Source organism: Ideonella flava (assembly GCF_051857595.1).
In the GTDB taxonomy this organism is placed as follows: Bacteria; Pseudomonadota; Gammaproteobacteria; order Burkholderiales; family Burkholderiaceae_C; genus Ideonella.
Genome location: NZ_JBPZHD010000005.1, coordinates 102,040 through 118,044, shown reverse-complemented (window position 1 = coordinate 118,044; position 16,005 = coordinate 102,040). Strand labels below are relative to the sequence as shown.

The window sequence follows — 16,005 nt, the reverse complement described above, 5'->3', positions numbered from 1 at the left end:
ATCGGGGAGGTCGCGATGCCGGCAGATGGCGATCAACCACTACGACTGGTCCTGGGGAGGGACCCTTCCTGAGCTGCTCCGCCACAGTGAGGTGAAGCATGCGCTGTTGCGTGACTACCTGGTGGAATACTTCCTGACGCTGGTGTCGTCACCGCGCCAGGATCGCATCCAGCTCACCGTGGTCGATGGGTTCTGCGGTGGCGGTCGGTATCGCAACGGCGCCGGCGCCGCCGTTCCGGGGTCGCCCATCGTGATCCTCGAAGCGCTCAAAGAAGCGAAGGCGCGCGTGCTGCACGAGCAGCAGCGGCGTAAGCCGATCGAGTTCGACATCAAGCTCGTGTGCATCGACGCCGACCCGTCGGCCGTCGAGCATCTGCGCCATGTCCTCGAGGACCAAGGCTACGGCGATCAACTCCGCTCCGGCGCGATCGTGACGCTGGTCGGCGAGTTTGCCGGCAAAGCCGAAGCGGTCATCGCGGAGGCGCATCGCCGGTCACCCATAGCGGGCCGTGCCATCTTCGTGTTGGACCAGTATGGGTACGACAAGGTCCCAATGCCGGTGATGAAGCAGATCTTCGGTGTCCTGAAACACGCCGAAGTGATCCTGACCTTCAACGTCGACTCGTTGATCAACTTCCTGAGCGACAAGAACGTCCGGGACTTCGAGCGCAAGACCGGCGTTTTGGGCGCGATCACAGCTGCCGATATGGACAAGGCATTGCGTGGGCCTGCCTGGCGACTACGCGTGCAGGCCGGGCTGTACCAGAAGATCACGCAGGGATCGGGGGCCGGCTACTTCACGCCCTTCTTTGTGCGCCCCGAGCGCGGACACGGCGACTTTTGGCTACTGCATCTCTCACAGCACTGGAAGGCGCGCGACGTGATGGCCGGCGCGCACTGGAAGCACCACAACCACTTTGTGCACTACGGGCGTGCTGGTTTCGACATGCTGAGCACCGGCTACGCTGCTCGCATCGATGACGACGAGAAGCCGCAGGCCGCCTTCGAGTTCGATGATGTCGCGTCAACCGCGAGCCAAGACGAGATGCTGATCCAGATTCCTCAGGTGTTGTCTCAGCATCGCGCGGGCATCCCGTTCAAGCAGTTCTTTGTCGAGCGGGTAAACACGACACCGGCGACGGAGGCCATGGTGGAGCACGCTGTTTTGCAGTTGGTGCGTGACCGTCAAGTGCAGGTTGTCGGTCCAGACGGCAGTCCGCGAAACGTGAGGACGGCATTGAAGCCTGACCACGTGATCAAGCTGCCGGACCAGCAGGTGCTTTCGTTCCAATGACTCGGTGATCTCGATCACTCGCTGAGAAGTATGACGGCACAGAATCTCGACGCGAAACGTCTTCAAATCTCGTTCGTTCACCCGGCCTATCCCACCTCATGCATTTCGCCCAACCTGATGACTGCCGAAGGCGTCGACGAATATCCTGGCTTCAGCGGGACAGGGTTCTTTGCAAGGCGCGGTGACACGGTGTTCTACATCACGGCGCGTCACTGTCTTACTATGGATCAGGACGCAGATGTCGCGGCTTTGGCGGCACGGCTCCACATTCCCTACTCGCTCGCGGCGAGGACGGAATCGACCGACGACTACGTTCAATTCGAGGATGTACTCTCCCTGAAGCATGAGTCCGACGACGTCCCGGGCCGCTTCATCGATGTACTCGTGCTGACCGTCCGCAGACCAACCGGCGCAGCGTTGTACAACGAACTGCTCGAGCGCGCGGTCAAGCTGCCATACAACGGACAATGGCTGGATCAGTTCGTGAACCATCCATCTGCCAAGGAAGACCTTGAGTCGGGCAAGGGCATTCGCTTCACGGTGATGGGCTATCCGCGCGAAGGCACAGCGTCGCAGATTGAATACCCGGAGGACGAGCCCGTCGAGATCGTCACACAGGCAGCCCGGTTCTCGGGTTACTTGGCGAGGGGAACGGGGCCCGATCGCTACATGTTGACCGAAGTCGACTGGCCTGGCGACTTGAGCGGTTTCAGCGGCTCGCCCGTCATCGTTGGATTTCGCAACGACGAAGGCAGCAACTACGCGCTTGCCGGGATGCTGGTGTCGGGTGGTGGGCGTTTGGCGCAGTTCATCAAAATCAGCCTGATAACCGAAGCGCTGAAGGCCCCGCCGGGATAGGCTCTGTGCGATTCTGGCGACGGCGAATTTCGTTGAAGCCGGGACTCAACTGCGCGATCGTCTCGACTGAGCAAGCTCTAAGGCGGCTCGTGGCGCGCCGGGGCTTCCGCCGCGCTGGGGTCTGGCGAGAGCGCCTGAGAGTGCTCCGCATCGTCTGCGTCCGTCCATTTGCCGCACCGGCAGATGTACATCGGCAGCTCGAAGTCACTGGTGTCGAAGTCGTCGGGCACGAAACACGGCAGTTCCTCTTGCGGTTCCGGTGAAGGCATCATCGAGGCACCCTCGCTGCCGAATGGGTAGTGAATGGTAGTTGAAGTCTAAAATCAAGAACCGCGCGCAACCTCTTGATGGAAAAAGATACCCATCTCCGATGAGGACCGGATCTGCACGAAGCGCGCGATCGATCAGGCGCGCGCCAACGCATCAGCTAGATGGTGCCGCCGTCAGACGACGTGCCCCGCCGCTTGTCTGACTTGCGGTGCACCTGGCCCACGTGAGAACCGCGTCGCCGCGCCGCTGAGCGCGACGGGCTGGACAACTCGTTCAGGATTCCGCAGTGGCCTGCGTCGCGCGCAACCACGCACAGCTCCCGCAGAGCACGCAGTTCCTTGTCCAAGCTGCGCAGCTCGCGCATTCGTTGGGTCACATGGCCGATGTGCTCATCGAGCAGGTCATTGACCTCGCCGCAGTTCTCGCCGGGTGCATCCCTGAAGCGCAACAGCACGCGGATTTCGGCCAAGTTCATGTCGAGGGCGCGGCAGTGGCGGATGAACGCCAGCCGGTCAGCATGCGCTGGATCGTAGATCCGGTAGTTGCCGCTGCTGCGCGCGGGCTCGGGCACCAGTCCCTCGCGTTCGTAGTAGCGGATGGTCTCGATTGGCGTTCCCGTGACTTCGGCGAGTTCTCCGATCTTCATGTTGCCTTCCAGCGGACGTGCCGGACCCTGTAGCGATCGTGCGCAGTGTAGGGCCTTGACTCTGGAGTGGGTACAGGGTTTCAAATTCTGCGCATGGACAAGATTGGACAAGCCACGGCCAGCGGCGGCAGTTGCGGCGGCTCCGCATGCTGCGGCCATGACGAACCGGTCGCCAAGACCGCTTCGCCCAAGGGCGGCACGGTCTTTCGCATCGCCACGATGGACTGCGCGTCAGAAGAGGGGGAGATTCGCCGTGCGCTGGAGCCCCTGTCCGGCATCCGCGGCCTGAGTTTCCAGCTCGGTGCGCGAACGCTGGCCATCGATGCGGATGAAGAGCACCTGGCGCCGGCTCTGGCCGCGATTCGCAAAGCCGGCTTTGATCCGCAGCCTCTGGCCGCTGCGCGCAAGAGCGACCCTCGTGGTCACGACGAGCACGGCGAAGACCACGGCCACGCTGACGATCACGACCATGGCGTCGCCGTCGGATTCGGCCGGCTGGGCGCGGCGCTGGGACTGGCGATCCTCGCCGAGGCAGTCTCCTACTTTGCTCCGCCTGGGCTCGCCTGGAAGATCGCCGGGATGGCCGTCGCAGCGGTGGCGATCGGACTGGCGGGGCTGGACGTTTATCAGAAGGGCTTCGCTTCGCTCCTGCGCGGTCGTCTGAACATCACCGCACTGATGAGTGTGGCGGTCACCGGCGCCTTTGTGATCGGCCAGTGGCCGGAAGCCGCGATGGTGATGGCGCTGTATGCGATCGCCGAGATGATCGAGGCGCGCGCGGTCGATCGGGCGCGCAATGCTGTGAAGGGCCTGATGGCGCTGGCCCCAGCGACCGCCGAAACCCGGCAGCCCGACGGGAACTGGCTCAGCATGCCGACCGCGCAGATCGCCGTCGGCGCCACGGTTCGGATCAAGCCCGGTGAGCGCGTGCCGCTCGACGGCACAGTCGTCTCGGGCCAGAGCGCGGTCGACCAGGCCCCCGTCACCGGCGAAAGCATTCCGGTCGACAAGAGCGAAGGCGATGCACTGTTTGCCGGCACGATCAACCAGACCGGCGCATTGGAGATGCGCGTCACGGCGCCAGCGGACGACTCGACGCTGGCCCGCATCATCCACGCCGTCGAGCAGGCGCAGGGAACACGCGCGCCGACGCAGCGCTTCGTCGACCGCTTCGCGATGATCTACACGCCTGCGGTGTTCGTCATCGCGCTCGCCGTTGCGGGGCTGATGCCGCTGCTCACCGGCCTGCCCTGGCTGGACGCTGTCTACAAGGCCCTGGTACTCCTCGTCATCGCCTGCCCCTGCGCGCTCGTGATCTCCACGCCGGTCACCGTGGTGAGCGGGCTGGCGGCCGCGGCGCGCAATGGCATCCTGATCAAGGGTGGCGTGCACCTGGAGCAGGCCCGGCGCCTGCGGGCGGTCGCGCTCGACAAGACCGGCACGGTGACCGAAGGCAAGCCGCGGCTCGTGCACTGGGAGGCGCTGTCCAACTCCGATCCGGTGGCCGTGGGAGCCAGCTTGGCGGCCCGCTCCGACCACCCGGTGTCGGTCGCCATCGCGCAGGGACTGCCCGGCGAGCGCCTGGAGGTCCGCGACTTCCAGGCCATGTCGGGCCGCGGCGTCCAGGGGCGCATCGACGGCGCGACCTATGTGCTGGCGAACCACCGCATGATCCACGAGCAGGGGATGTGCGGCCCGGAACTCGAGGCCAAGCTGGCCGAGCACGAGAAGGAAGGACGCACGGTCACGCTGCTTGCCTCGGAACGCCATGTCGTGGCCCTCTTTGCGGTGGCTGACACGTTGAAGGCGTCGTCGGCCGATGCGATCGCCGACCTGAAGAGCCTGGGCGTCACGCCGGTCATGCTCACCGGCGACAACAGCAGCACGGCCAGGGCCATTGCCGCGCAAGCCGGCATCGACGACGTCCGCGGCGAGTTGCTTCCGCAAGACAAGCAGCAGGTCGTCGGCGACCTCCAGCGCAAGCATGGCGCCACTGCAATGGTCGGCGATGGCATCAACGACGCGCCGTCGCTGGCGCAGGCCGACATCGGCTTCGCGATGGGCGGAGCCGGCACCGACGTCGCGATGGAGGCGGCCGACGTGGTCATCATGACGGACGATCTGCGCCGCGTTGCCTCGACCATCCGCTTGTCGCGCCAGACGCACGCCGTGCTGTGGCAGAACATCGCGCTGGCGCTGGGCATCAAGGCGGTGTTCCTGGTGCTTGCCGTGTTCGGCAGCGCCACGATGTGGATGGCCGTGTTTGCCGACATGGGCGCGAGCCTGCTGGTGGTGGGCAACGGACTTCGTCTGCTGCGTCGATAGCGCCACTGCCTGTCTCGTCGGGCTCCTCCACCGGGAGGCCGGTCCAGAACTTCCCGGCCTCAGAAACGCAAACTAGAATTATTCTCAATTGAGATCCATATACGGCAGCACCATGAACTCCCGGCCGCGCTTCATTCGCGCATGGATGACGGCTCTCTTCATCGCATGGATGGCCGTCGCACTCAGCAGCCGTGCCGCGCAGCTGCCCGCGGAGGAAAAGGCCAAGCAGGTATGGCAGTTGCTCGACTACGTGGCCGTCGACTACGGCGGCGCGGTGGCCGGCGGCGCTGTGCTGGACGCCTCCGAGTACGCCGAAATGCAGGAGTTCACGGGCGCGGCCGAGCAGCAACTCGGCGAGCTGCCGCCTCATCCCGGCCGCGATGCGCTGCTCAAGCAGGCCACGGCCCTTCGAACCGCAGTCGCGAACAAAGCCGATGCCACTCAGGTCGCGCAGCTGGCGCACGCTCTGGCCACCGACCTGCAGAAGGCCTATCCCTTCCCGGTCGCACCCACCGTCACCCCCGACCTACGGCGTGGGGCACAGCTGTTCCAGGCTCAGTGCTCGGCGTGCCACGGCGCGCAGGGGCACGGTGATGGCCCCCTGGCGTCCGCGCTTGACCCCAAGCCTACGGCGCTGTCAGAGCCGGAGCGCGCGCGCGAACGCAGCCTGTTCGCGCTGCACCAGGTCATCAGCAACGGAGTCAAGGGTACGGCCATGGCCAGCTTCGCGGCGCTGCCGGACGAGGACCGCTGGGCGCTCGCCTTCTTCGTCGGCACCCTGCCCTACTCGGACGCCGACAAGGCGGCCGGGGCCAAACAGTGGCAAGGCAATGCGGCCGCGCCGCAGTCCATAACAGGCTTGGAGGCGTTGACGCAGACCTCCGAGCACGCGCTGGCTGACCGCCTGGATCCCGGGTCGGCGAAGAGCCTGACGGCATATCTGCGCAGCAACCCCCAAGTCCTGGGCGCGGCCAAGGCCGGCGGCGCAGCACTCGCCAAGAGCAAGCTCGCACAGAGCGTGGCGGCGCTGCGTGCAGGCGACCGACCAGGCGCCTCCAAGCTTGCGCTGTCGGCCTACCTCGACGGCTTCGAGCCGATCGAGCCCGCGCTCGCGACGCGCGACCGCGCGCTGTTCGAGAAGATCGAGTCAAGCATGGCTGCCTACCGTGCGACGATGACCAAAGGAAGTCTCGATGAGGTGCAGGTGGCGGAGCAGGGGCTGCAGCACTTGCTCGACCAAGCCGACAAGGCCCTGGCGCCCTCCGCGAACGACGCGGCGGCGGCATTCGTCGGCTCGTTGACGATCTTGCTGCGCGAAGGCCTCGAAGCACTGCTCGTCGTCGTGGCGATGATCGCCTTCCTCAAGAAGGCCGAACGCAAGGATGTTCTCGTCTACGTGCATGCCGGCTGGATCGCCGCGCTGGCCGCCGGCGGTGCAACCTGGGCAATCGCCACCTACCTGGTCGATGTGAGCGGCGCGAGTCGCGAACTGACTGAGGGCTTCTCCTCACTCTTCGCGGCGGTCGTGCTGCTGGGCGTGGGCATGTGGATGCACCAGAAGAGCGTGGCCGGTCGCTGGCAGGTATACCTGAAGGAGAAGCTGTCGGCCGCGCTCAACAAGCGAGCCGCCTGGTTCCTCTTCTCGCTGGCCTTCATCGCGGTATACCGCGAGGTGTTCGAGACCGTGTTGTTCTACGCCGCGCTCTGGACCGAGGGCAACGGCTGGCCGCTGTTGGCGGGCTTGGCCAGCGGGGCCGCGCTGCTCGGTGTGCTGGCCGTCCTGCTGGTGCGCACCAGCACCCGGCTGCCAATCGGCCAGTTCTTCGCCGCCAGCTCCTTGCTCGTGGCCGTGCTCGCCGTGGTCCTTGCCGGCAAGGGCATCGCCGGACTCCAGGAGGCCGGCTTGCTCTCCACCAGCCCGATCCCGATCCCGCGCATCGACGTGCTGGGCATCTACCCGTCGTGGCAGCCCCTGCTTGCGCAGGCCCTCACCTTGGCGGTGGTCGTGGTCGCGTTCCTGGTCAATGTGCGCGCACGGCCCCCGTCAGCCCAGACCAGTTCCGCAAGTTCGGCCCATTAGAATCTCTGCCAATGCGCCGTTGGTTGCTCGTCTTCCTGCTGCTGGTCCTGCCGACCCAGTTCGTCTGGGCAGCGGCTGCGCCGTACTGCGCCCACGAGTCGAGCCCGACCGCCAAGAAGCACTACGGTCACCACGAGCACCATCACCAAGCGGACCAGCAGGCGAATGCCGGCGACGGCCCGGATCAGACGCTTGGCGGGGATCCGGACTGCGGCACCTGCCACCTCGGTGTGTCGGTTCCCGTGCCGATGGTTGCGGTCCTGGCGGCAATGACGCCGTCTTCACCTGTCCTCGGACCGCCATCGGCCGGTTTCCGCTCGTACGTACCCGCCGGACCGGAACGCCCGGATCGAACCCGCGACGCTGCTGCCGCGCGATTCGACGGCGGCGTCGTGTTCGGTCAACCTCCCGCCTGACGACCTCCACGTCGCCCTCGAGTCGCTTCTGTCGTGAGACAAGAAGGATGATTCGATGCGATTTCCCCTCCTGGCGCTGGCTTGCGTGCTGGCGACCGCGGTCAATTCGGCGACCGCCCAGAACAATCAAGGCACCTCGCCCCTGACGTTGGCCAAGGCCATGCGCCTCGCCGAGACCGCGCACCCGGCCGTACGGGCTCGCGAAGCCCAACTCGACGCTGCTGAAGGCGCGCGTCGTGAGGCGGCCTCGGTGCTCTTCAACAATCCCGAGCTCAGTGCCGAGCGCACGCAGCGGCGTGCCGACACACCCGACGGCCGCGCCAAGGAATGGACCATCGGGGTCGCCCAGCCGATCGAGACCGGCGGCCAGCAGACTCGCCGGCGGGAAGCAGCGGCGGCCGGCCTTGATGCGCTGCGGGCCGAGATCGACGATGCGCGTCGGCAAGCGCGCACCGAAGCGGCACTGCGCTTTCACGCCGTGCTCGCCGCGCAGCGCCGGGTGCAGCTCGAGCAGCGATCACTCGAGCTGTTCGAAGGATCGGCGCAAGCGGTCGCCAAGCGCCGTGCCGCCGGTGAAGACACTCGATTGGACGCCAACGTCGCGCTGATCGAAGCCGAACGTGCGCGCAATGCATTGGCCTCCGCGCGGGAGCGTCTGCTCGACGCGCGCAGCGAACTGGGTACCGTTCTGCAATTGCCGCCCTCCGCACTGCCTGAGGTCGCCGGGGAACTTGCCATGCCTCCGGCCGATGCGCTGCCCTACCAGGTGGACCAACTCGTCGCCGCTTCGCAGAGCCTGCCCAAGCAGCGTGCTCTCGCCGCGCGCGAGACCGCCGCGCGGGCGCGGCTGGGGCTCGAGCATGCGAACCGCTACCCGGACGTGACGGTTGGTGTCAACGTCGGCCGCGAGGGTCCTGGCGATGCGCGCGAGCGAGTCACCACCCTGACCGTGTCCGTGCCACTGCCGCTGTTCAAACGCAACGATGCGGCCGTCGGTCAGGCGATGAGTGAGGCCCGCCAAGCGGAACTCGAGCGCACGACCTCGGCTCGCGACGTGCCGGCCCAGGTGCGGCGGCTGTGGAGCCGCGTGGACAGCCAGCGGGAGCGGGTTCTGCGTCTGCAGCGCGCGATGGTCTCCGCCTCTGCTGACAACCAGCAGCTCGCCGCCAAGTCAAGGCAGGCCGGACAGATCGGCGTGCTCGACCAATTGCTCGTGAATCGCCAGGCGCTGGACGCCGAGCGCGAACTCACCGAAGCACTGGCCGAGTACCACGCCACCCGAATCGAACTCGAACAAGCGGCCGGCTGGCCGCAGGAAGGACTTGCCCCATGATCACGGCCCACGACGACACCCGTCGCCCCCTGGCGGCACTGGCCCTCGCGTTGGCTGCGGCGTTCTCGCTGGCCGCCTGCGGCAAGGCCGGCGAGAAGGATGCACACGCTGCCGAGGGCGACAAGCACGCCGAGCACGCAGGGGGCGAAAAGAAGGAAGGCGGGCACAGCGAGGAATCGGAGCTGACGCTCTCCAGCGAAGAGGCCGAACGCGCCGGCGTGAAGGTTGAGGAGCTCAGGGCCCAGGCCTTGCGCGACGACGTCGTCGTCACCGCGACGATTCGACCCGACGCGGACAAGCTGGCTCGGGTCGCGCCGCGCATCGAGGGGCGCATCACATCCGCGCCCGCCAAGCTGGGCGACCGCGTGCGCGCGGGTCAGACCCTGGCGACGCTGGACAGCGTGGACGTCGGCGAAGCCCATGCGGCCTGGGTGCACGCCCAGTCCGAGCTGCGCATCGCCGAGGCCGACTTCAAGCGCGCCGAGCAGCTCAACGCCGACGAGATCATTCCGCGCAAGGATTTTCTGCGCGCACAGTCGGACCGTGACAAGGCCGTCGCCGCGCTGCGCGCCGCGGCCGACAAGTTGCGGCTGCTCGGCGGCAATCCGACCGCGGCCGGCGGCAACGTGTCCGGTTTCGCGGTCACCGCACCCTTTGCCGGTACCGTGATGGAGAAGAAGGCGACGCTCGGCGAGCTGGGCAGCCCCGGAGAGCCGATGTTCACAGTCGCCGATCTGAGCCGCGTGTGGATCCAGGCCGACCTCCCCGAGGCCGCGCTGGCCAAGGTCCGCATCGGCGCCGCGGCCAAGGTCACCGTACCGGCCTATCCCGGCGAGACCTTTGCCGGACGCGTCGACCACATCGGCGCCGCGCTCGACAAGGAGTCGCGCACGGTGGCGGCTCGCATCGTCGTGCCCAACGCCGACGGACGGTTGAAGCCGGAGATGTTCGCAACGGCCTCGATCGAATCGGCCGGACCGGCCGGCGGCGAACGGCGCGAAGTCCTGTCGCTGCCGGATGCCGCGATCGTCCTGATGCAGGGGCAGCCCACGGTGTTCGTGTACGAGCAAGGCGCCTATGAGATGCGCGCCATCGAACCGGGCGAGCGCAGCGGCGGCCGCACCGTCGTCAAGGCAGGCCTCAAGGCCGGAGAGCAGGTGGTGACGGCGGGCACCTATGCGCTGAAGGCCCGCAAGCTCAAGTCGCAGCTCGGCCACGGGCATTGAGAAGGACACCACACCATGCTCAATGCAATCGTTGATGCCGCACTGCGCTACAAGGTGCTGGTGCTGGTGGCCTTCGCCGTGCTCGTCGGGTTCGGCGCCATGGCCTTCCGCCAAGTGCCGGTCGACGCCTTCCCCGACGTCACGCCGGCCCAGGTCAACATCTACACCGAGTCGCCCGGCGTCGCGGCAGAGGACATCGAGCGGCTGCTGACGGTGCCGATCGAAGGCGCGATGGCGGGCTTGGCCAACGTCGAGGTCGTGCGCTCGGTCTCGCTGTTCGGGCTGTCCTACGTCGGCGTCTACTTCAAGGACGACGTCGACATCTACTTCGCGCGCCGCCTCGTCGGCGAGAAGCTCCAGGAGGTCAAGGAGCGTCTGCCGCAGGGCTACGGCGAGCCGGTGCTCGGTCCGAACAGCTCCGGCCTCGGCCAGGTGTTCTGGTACACGATCGAGGACGCCGACAAGAAGCTCAGCGCGATGGACCTGCGCACGCTGCACGACTGGACCGTGCGGCTCATCCTGCGCACCGCCCCTGGTGTCGATGACGTGACGACCTGGGGCGGCCACGAGAAGCAGTACCAGGTTCAGATCGACCCGCGCCGGCTGGTCAAGTACGGCCTGTCGTTCAAGGAAGTGATGGAGCGCCTGGCCGCCAACAACAAGCAGGTGGGCGGCCAGTACCTGAACATCGGCGCCGAGCAGTACCTCGTCCGCGGCCTGGGGCTCGTGAGCAATGCAGCCGACATCGCCTCGATCGTTGTCGCCGAGCGCAACGGCGCACCGGTCTACGTGCGCGACGTGGCCGACGTCAAGGAAGCACCGGCGGTGCGCTTCGGCGCGGTGACCCGGGACGGACGTGAGACGGTGCTCGGCATCGCCTTGGCGCGCATCAACGAGAACGCCGCCAACGTGGTCACTGCGGTCAAGGCCAAGCTCGCCACCGCGCAGGCAGCGCTGCCCAAGGGCGTCGAGCTGAAGGCGGTCTACGACCGCACCGAGATCGTCCAGAAGGCGCTCAAGACCGCGGAGAGTGCGCTGCTCGAAGGCTCGATCCTCGTGGCGATCGTCCTCTTCCTGTTCCTCGGCGAGTTGCGTTCGGCGATCGTGGTCATCGTCACGCTGCCGCTGGCGATGCTGTTCGCGTTCATCCTGATGAACCACTTCGGGCTGTCTGCGAACCTGATGTCGCTGGCGGGACTGGCGATCGGCATCGGAATGATGGTCGACGGCGCGGTCGTGATGGTCGAGAACGCCTTTCGGTTGCTGTCGCACGCGCGCACGTCGGGTCGCCCGATCAACCGAACGCACATCGTCCTCGAGGCGGCGCGCGAGGTCGCCAATCCGATTGCCTTCGCCATCCTGATCATCATCGTCGTCTTCCTGCCGCTGTTCTCCTTGAGCGGCCTGGAGGGCAAACTGTTCAAGCCGATGGCGCTGACGATCACGTTCGCGATGGCCGGCTCGCTCCTGCTGTCGCTGACACTCGTGCCAGTGCTGGCCGCGCTGATCCTCAAGCCCAAGGAGGAGAAGGACACCTGGCTGGTGCGCGGCGCGAAGAAGGTTTATCTGCCGCTGCTCGACTGGGCTCTCGAGCGCAAGACGGTGGTGATCGGCACGGCGGTGGCGCTGCTGGTTGCCGCACTCGCGCTCTTCCCGCTGCTCGGCAAGGAGTTCATGCCGCAACTGCAGGAAGGCTCGATCATGTTCCGCGTCGTCGGGATCCCATCCACCTCGCTGGATGAGTCGATCCGCGTGGCCAACGCGATGGATGCGAGTCTGCGCAAGAAGTACCCGCAGGTGCGTTCCGTGCTCGCCACGATCGGCCGCGCCGAAAAGGGCGAGACGGCCGACGTGAACTACATGGAGGTGCTGCTCGACCTGAAGCCGCAGGACGAATGGCCCGAGAAGCAGTCGTTCTCCACGCTCGGCAAGGAGATGCAGGAGTACCTCGAGGGCGAGGTGCAGACCGCGGTGTTCGGCGCGACGCAGCCGATCCAGATGCGAGTCGAGGAACTGATCTCCGGCGTGCGAGCGACGCTGGCGCTCAAGGTCTACGGCGAGGACCTGGACAAGCTGGAGGATCTGTCCGCACAGCTCAAGGGCGTGGTCGGCGCCGTGCCCGGCGTCGCCGACCTGTCCGCCGAGGCCAACAAGGGCAAGCCGCAGATGGTCATCAAGGTCGACCGGCAGGCGGCGGCGCGGTACGGGCTCAACGCCGATGACATCCTGAGCGTCGTCCAGGCCGGCATCGGCGGGGAGACGGTGTCCACGCTGATCGAAGGCACGCGCCGCTTCGACATCGCGGTGCGCCTCGCGGAGGAGTACCGCAACAGCCCATCGGCGATCGCCGCCATACCGATCCGCACGGCCGAAGGAGCACTGGTGCCGTTCTCAGCGGTGGCCAAGATCGAGCTCGACGAGGGCTACACCTTCGTGCGCCGCGAATCGCTGCAGCGCTATGCGGTCCTGCAGATGGACGTGCAGGGGCGCGACGTGGACAGCTTCGTGAACGATGCCAATGCCGCCATCGCCTCGAAGGTGAAGTTGCCCGCGGGCTACTGGGTCGAGTGGGGTGGCGCCTTCGAGAACCAGCAGCGCGCGATGGCCCGTCTCGCGGTCATCGTCCCGCTGACGATTGGGCTGATCTTCATCCTGCTCTACACCGCTTTCAACTCGGTGCGGCATGCGACCCTGATCATCGCCAACGTGCCCTTTGCCATCATCGGGGGCATCGTCGGGCTGTTCATCACCGGGCAGTACCTCTCGGTGCCCTCGGCGATCGGCTTCATTGCTGTCTTCGGGGTCGCGATGCTCAACGGCATCGTGCTCGTCAGCTTCCTGAACGACCAGCGACGACACGGTCTCCCGATACGGGACGCCGTCCGCCAGGGTGCCGCGCTGCGCCTGCGGCCCGTGCTGATGACCGCCTCGGTGGCCATCCTCGGCCTGGTGCCGATGCTGATCTCCACCGGCGTGGGCGCCGAGACGCAGCGACCGCTGGCGACCGTGGTGGTCGGCGGGCTGATTACCTCGACGCTGCTCACCCTGTTGTTGCTGCCGCTGATCTACGAGTGGTCGGAGTCGCGCGCCGAAGCGAAGCGCGTGGCTGCCGAGAACGCCAACGACTCCCCTGCCCCATTGCAACCGCGAGAGGAAACGCCATGAAGGAAATCAAGGCCTACGTGCACAGGAGTCGCATCGCCGACGTGATTGCCGCATTGAAGGACAGCCCGGCCTGGGGTGGCGAGCGCGGCAACCGCCGCCACAACCTGGCCGCCTACGTCGTCAAGGGATCGCTGGTGGCGCTCGACAGCGACGAGCGGCATTACTCGATGGACCTCGGCGAAGAGGTGGTCAATGAATACAAGCTCGAGCTGCTGTGCGAGGACGACGAGGTCGACGCCCTGGTCGAAGCATTGCTGGCCGCTGCACACACGGGTCAGGCGGTTGCCGGCTGGGTCACGGTCTCCGACTTGGTACGCGCCGTGCCGATCCACTGAAGTCGTCGGTTTCCCATCACACCAAAGGAAGCACCATGAAACACGTCCTGTCCGCTCTTCTTCTGGCTGTCGCCGTCTCTTCGCCGGCCTTGGCCGCGGATGACCACGCGCCCAAGCACGGTGGCATCGTCATCGAAACCAAGGCGGGTGACATGGAACTGGTCGCCAGGCCTGACTCGATCGTCATTCACGTCAGCGACCACGGCAAGCCGATGAAGCTGACCAGCGCCACCGGCAAGGTGACCGTGTTCAACGGCAACGAAAAGACCGAGGCGCCGCTGGCGCTGGTTGGCGACAAGCTCGAGGCCAAGGGCAGCTTCAAGGTGGCCGCCGGAACGAAGGTGCTCGCCGAGGTGGCGCTCAATGGCAAGCCCGCCGTGGCGTCGCGATTCACGCTGAAGTAGCCGTCCACGCACCATGAGCGCCGCTCACAACCACGCACTGCCTTCGACGGGCAACGAACGCGCCTTGTGGGCGGCGCTCCTTCTGACGTCAACCTTCCTGGTCGCCGAACTGGCTGCCGGACTCTGGTTTGGCAGCCTGGCGCTCGTCGCCGATGCCGCGCACATGTTCACGGACGCCGCGGCGCTGGCCATCGCCGTGGCAGCGGTACGTGTCGGCCGACACCCCGCGGATTCGAAGCGGACCTTCGGCTACCACCGCTTCGAAATCCTCGCGGCAGCGTTCAATGCACTGATGCTGTTCGGGGTGGCGGGCTACATCCTGATCGAGGCGTGGCAGCGTTTTCGCGCGCCGTCGGAAGTTCAGTCGACCGCGATGCTGGCGGTCGCGGTGTTCGGGCTTGCTGTGAACCTGATCAGCATGCGGCTGCTGCGCGGCAGCAGCGCCGATAGCCTCAACGTGAAGGGGGCGTACCTCGAGGTGTGGTCCGACATGCTCGGCTCGCTCGGCGTCATCGTCGGGGCGATCGTCATCCGGATCACCGGCTGGAACTGGGTCGACGCGCTGGTCGCCGTAGCGATCGGGCTGTGGGTTCTGCCCCGCACCTGGATCCTCCTGAAGGAGAGCCTGAACATCCTTCTGGAGGGCACGCCGCAAGGGATCGACGTGGATGAAGTCAAGCGGGCGATGCGCTCGATCGATGGCGTCGAAGACGTGCACGACCTTCACGTCTGGGCGTTGACGAGCGGCAAGAACAGCTTGACCGCCCATGTCGTGCATGCCGAAGGCGCTGGCCCTTCGGAACTGATCGACCGGCTGAAGGAACTCCTGGCCGATCGCTTCCGCGTTTACCACTCCACGTTGCAGGTCGAGCGGCCGGCGTGCAGGCACGCGGCGGATGGCTGCAACTTCGTTGATCCGCGCATGAGTGCGAGCGAGGTCGAAGGACATGTTCCCGAACACGTCAATCGGCACTGAAGCGCAATGAGCATGACGTCGACCTGTGCCAAACACGCCGTGCCACTGCGGCATGGCCGGAGATGTTCATGAGCTCACCAAGGCGCCGTACCCTGCTGCTGGGCCTGTTCGGCTCGGCATTGCTGACAGCGGGCTGCGCCACTGAGCCGGTGCCGCGCACGAACGCCGATGGAACCTACTGCTTCCGCATCGGCAAGACGAATCGCCGCACGGTCACATGCACGCCATCGCCGATCCCCTCTGAGCAGATCGAGGCGGAGGCCAAACGCTTCGCCGCAAGCCAGGGTGCCGTGACCGTCTACGTAGTCCGCAAGCGTTGGGCCGACGCCAAGAATCTTGTTCGCGTCAGCACCAGCGATGGGCCTGCAGTGGACACGGTCCCCAACTCGTTCGCTCGCCTGAGACTCGCCCCTGGCGCGCACCGTCTCACGGCAACCTGGGCAGACGGCTCGGTAAGCCTGGACGTGTCCGGGTCGGCTGGCGATGTCGTCTTCGTGGAGCTGATTGGCAGCACCTGGGCATGGGGAAGCCGGTACCGGATGGGGCCCGGCGGGCCGGTCGGGTCGCACGAACGAGCGGCCAAGCTGCGGCTCGTGGCCGACGCCCAATGACACTCCTGGCCCTCGAACCGGTGACGCTCGAGGAAGTTCGGGCAGTAGCCGGCCGAAGGGCGCCAA

General features: G+C 66.4%; 13 protein-coding genes. 12 read left to right on the top strand and 1 reads right to left on the bottom strand.

Translation table 11 applies throughout. From position 1 onward, the window contains the following. The first annotated feature begins 25 nt into the window (after nt 1-25). Nucleotides 26-1,294: a three-Cys-motif partner protein TcmP gene (locus ACS5PM_RS12085; RefSeq protein ID WP_439387880.1), complete on the top strand. Its 1,269-nt coding sequence runs from the start codon at nt 26-28 to the stop codon at nt 1,292-1,294. Between the two features lie 30 nt (nt 1,295-1,324). Then, nucleotides 1,325-2,152 carry a hypothetical protein gene (locus tag ACS5PM_RS12080; RefSeq protein ID WP_439387879.1) on the top strand — a complete coding sequence of 276 codons (828 nt, stop codon included), beginning with the start codon at nt 1,325-1,327 and terminating at the stop codon, nt 2,150-2,152. 427 nt (nt 2,153-2,579) lie between these two features. Here the strand turns inward: ACS5PM_RS12080 and cadR are convergent, their stop codons facing one another. Then, nucleotides 2,580-3,068: a Cd(II)/Pb(II)-responsive transcriptional regulator gene (gene cadR, locus ACS5PM_RS12075; protein ID WP_439387878.1), complete on the bottom strand. Its 489-nt coding sequence runs from the start codon at nt 3,066-3,068 to the stop codon at nt 2,580-2,582. 93 nt (nt 3,069-3,161) lie between these two features. Here cadR and ACS5PM_RS12070 point away from each other — a divergent pair, with 93 nt between their 5' ends. From ACS5PM_RS12070 to ACS5PM_RS12025, 10 genes are all read left to right on the top strand, one after another. After that, nucleotides 3,162-5,393, top strand: coding sequence for a heavy metal translocating P-type ATPase (locus tag ACS5PM_RS12070; RefSeq protein ID WP_439387877.1), 2,232 nt, complete (start codon nt 3,162-3,164; stop codon nt 5,391-5,393). A 112-nt stretch (nt 5,394-5,505) separates the two neighbouring features. Further along, nucleotides 5,506-7,473: an FTR1 family protein gene (locus ACS5PM_RS12065; RefSeq protein ID WP_439387876.1), complete on the top strand. Its 1,968-nt coding sequence runs from the start codon at nt 5,506-5,508 to the stop codon at nt 7,471-7,473. A gap of 11 nt (nt 7,474-7,484) precedes the next feature. Next, the gene (czcI, locus tag ACS5PM_RS12060) at nt 7,485-7,889 is read left to right on the top strand and encodes a cation efflux protein, CzcI family (protein WP_439387875.1); all 405 of its coding nucleotides are present in this window, start codon (nt 7,485-7,487) and stop codon (nt 7,887-7,889) included. Between the two features lie 55 nt (nt 7,890-7,944). After that, the gene (locus ACS5PM_RS12055) at nt 7,945-9,222 is read left to right on the top strand and encodes a TolC family protein (protein ID WP_439387874.1); all 1,278 of its coding nucleotides are present in this window, start codon (nt 7,945-7,947) and stop codon (nt 9,220-9,222) included. Continuing rightward, nucleotides 9,219-10,448 carry an efflux RND transporter periplasmic adaptor subunit gene (locus ACS5PM_RS12050; protein WP_439387872.1) on the top strand — a complete coding sequence of 410 codons (1,230 nt, stop codon included), beginning with the start codon at nt 9,219-9,221 and terminating at the stop codon, nt 10,446-10,448. Before ACS5PM_RS12055 ends, ACS5PM_RS12050 begins: the two co-directional genes overlap by 4 nt. A gap of 15 nt (nt 10,449-10,463) precedes the next feature. Continuing rightward, a complete protein-coding gene (locus ACS5PM_RS12045; protein WP_439387871.1) occupies nt 10,464-13,613 on the top strand; it encodes an efflux RND transporter permease subunit in 3,150 nt (1,049 codons plus the stop codon). After that, nucleotides 13,610-13,948, top strand: a complete 339-nt coding sequence (locus ACS5PM_RS12040; protein WP_439387869.1) for a P-II family nitrogen regulator — start codon at nt 13,610-13,612, stop codon at nt 13,946-13,948. The genes ACS5PM_RS12045 and ACS5PM_RS12040 overlap by 4 nt, the downstream gene beginning before the upstream one ends. A gap of 35 nt (nt 13,949-13,983) precedes the next feature. Then, nucleotides 13,984-14,352 (top strand): hypothetical protein, encoded by a 369-nt coding sequence (locus ACS5PM_RS12035; RefSeq protein WP_439387868.1) that lies wholly within the window; start codon nt 13,984-13,986, stop codon nt 14,350-14,352. Nucleotides 14,353-14,365: 13 nt separating this feature from the next. After that, nucleotides 14,366-15,328, top strand: coding sequence for a cation diffusion facilitator family transporter (locus tag ACS5PM_RS12030; protein ID WP_439387867.1), 963 nt, complete (start codon nt 14,366-14,368; stop codon nt 15,326-15,328). A gap of 68 nt (nt 15,329-15,396) precedes the next feature. Then, the gene (locus ACS5PM_RS12025) at nt 15,397-15,939 is read left to right on the top strand and encodes a hypothetical protein (protein ID WP_439387866.1); all 543 of its coding nucleotides are present in this window, start codon (nt 15,397-15,399) and stop codon (nt 15,937-15,939) included. Nucleotides 15,940-16,005: the final 66 nt, after the last annotated feature.

What these genes read in the sequence shown, in the direction of transcription:
- ACS5PM_RS12045 (WP_439387871.1), top strand. Translation starts at nt 10,464, where the DNA reads ATGCTCAATGCAATCGTTGATGCCGCACTGCGCTACAAGGTGCTGGTG.
- ACS5PM_RS12050 (WP_439387872.1), top strand. Translation starts at nt 9,219, where the DNA reads ATGATCACGGCCCACGACGACACCCGTCGCCCCCTGGCGGCACTGGCC.
- ACS5PM_RS12030 (WP_439387867.1), top strand. Translation starts at nt 14,366, where the DNA reads ATGAGCGCCGCTCACAACCACGCACTGCCTTCGACGGGCAACGAACGC.
- cadR (WP_439387878.1), bottom strand. Translation starts at nt 3,068, where the DNA reads ATGAAGATCGGAGAACTCGCCGAAGTCACGGGAACGCCAATCGAGACC.
- ACS5PM_RS12085 (WP_439387880.1), top strand. Translation starts at nt 26, where the DNA reads ATGGCGATCAACCACTACGACTGGTCCTGGGGAGGGACCCTTCCTGAG.
- ACS5PM_RS12025 (WP_439387866.1), top strand. Translation starts at nt 15,397, where the DNA reads ATGAGCTCACCAAGGCGCCGTACCCTGCTGCTGGGCCTGTTCGGCTCG.
- czcI (WP_439387875.1), top strand. Translation starts at nt 7,485, where the DNA reads ATGCGCCGTTGGTTGCTCGTCTTCCTGCTGCTGGTCCTGCCGACCCAG.
- ACS5PM_RS12065 (WP_439387876.1), top strand. Translation starts at nt 5,506, where the DNA reads ATGAACTCCCGGCCGCGCTTCATTCGCGCATGGATGACGGCTCTCTTC.
- ACS5PM_RS12040 (WP_439387869.1), top strand. Translation starts at nt 13,610, where the DNA reads ATGAAGGAAATCAAGGCCTACGTGCACAGGAGTCGCATCGCCGACGTG.
- ACS5PM_RS12035 (WP_439387868.1), top strand. Translation starts at nt 13,984, where the DNA reads ATGAAACACGTCCTGTCCGCTCTTCTTCTGGCTGTCGCCGTCTCTTCG.
- ACS5PM_RS12070 (WP_439387877.1), top strand. Translation starts at nt 3,162, where the DNA reads ATGGACAAGATTGGACAAGCCACGGCCAGCGGCGGCAGTTGCGGCGGC.
- ACS5PM_RS12080 (WP_439387879.1), top strand. Translation starts at nt 1,325, where the DNA reads ATGACGGCACAGAATCTCGACGCGAAACGTCTTCAAATCTCGTTCGTT.
- ACS5PM_RS12055 (WP_439387874.1), top strand. Translation starts at nt 7,945, where the DNA reads ATGCGATTTCCCCTCCTGGCGCTGGCTTGCGTGCTGGCGACCGCGGTC.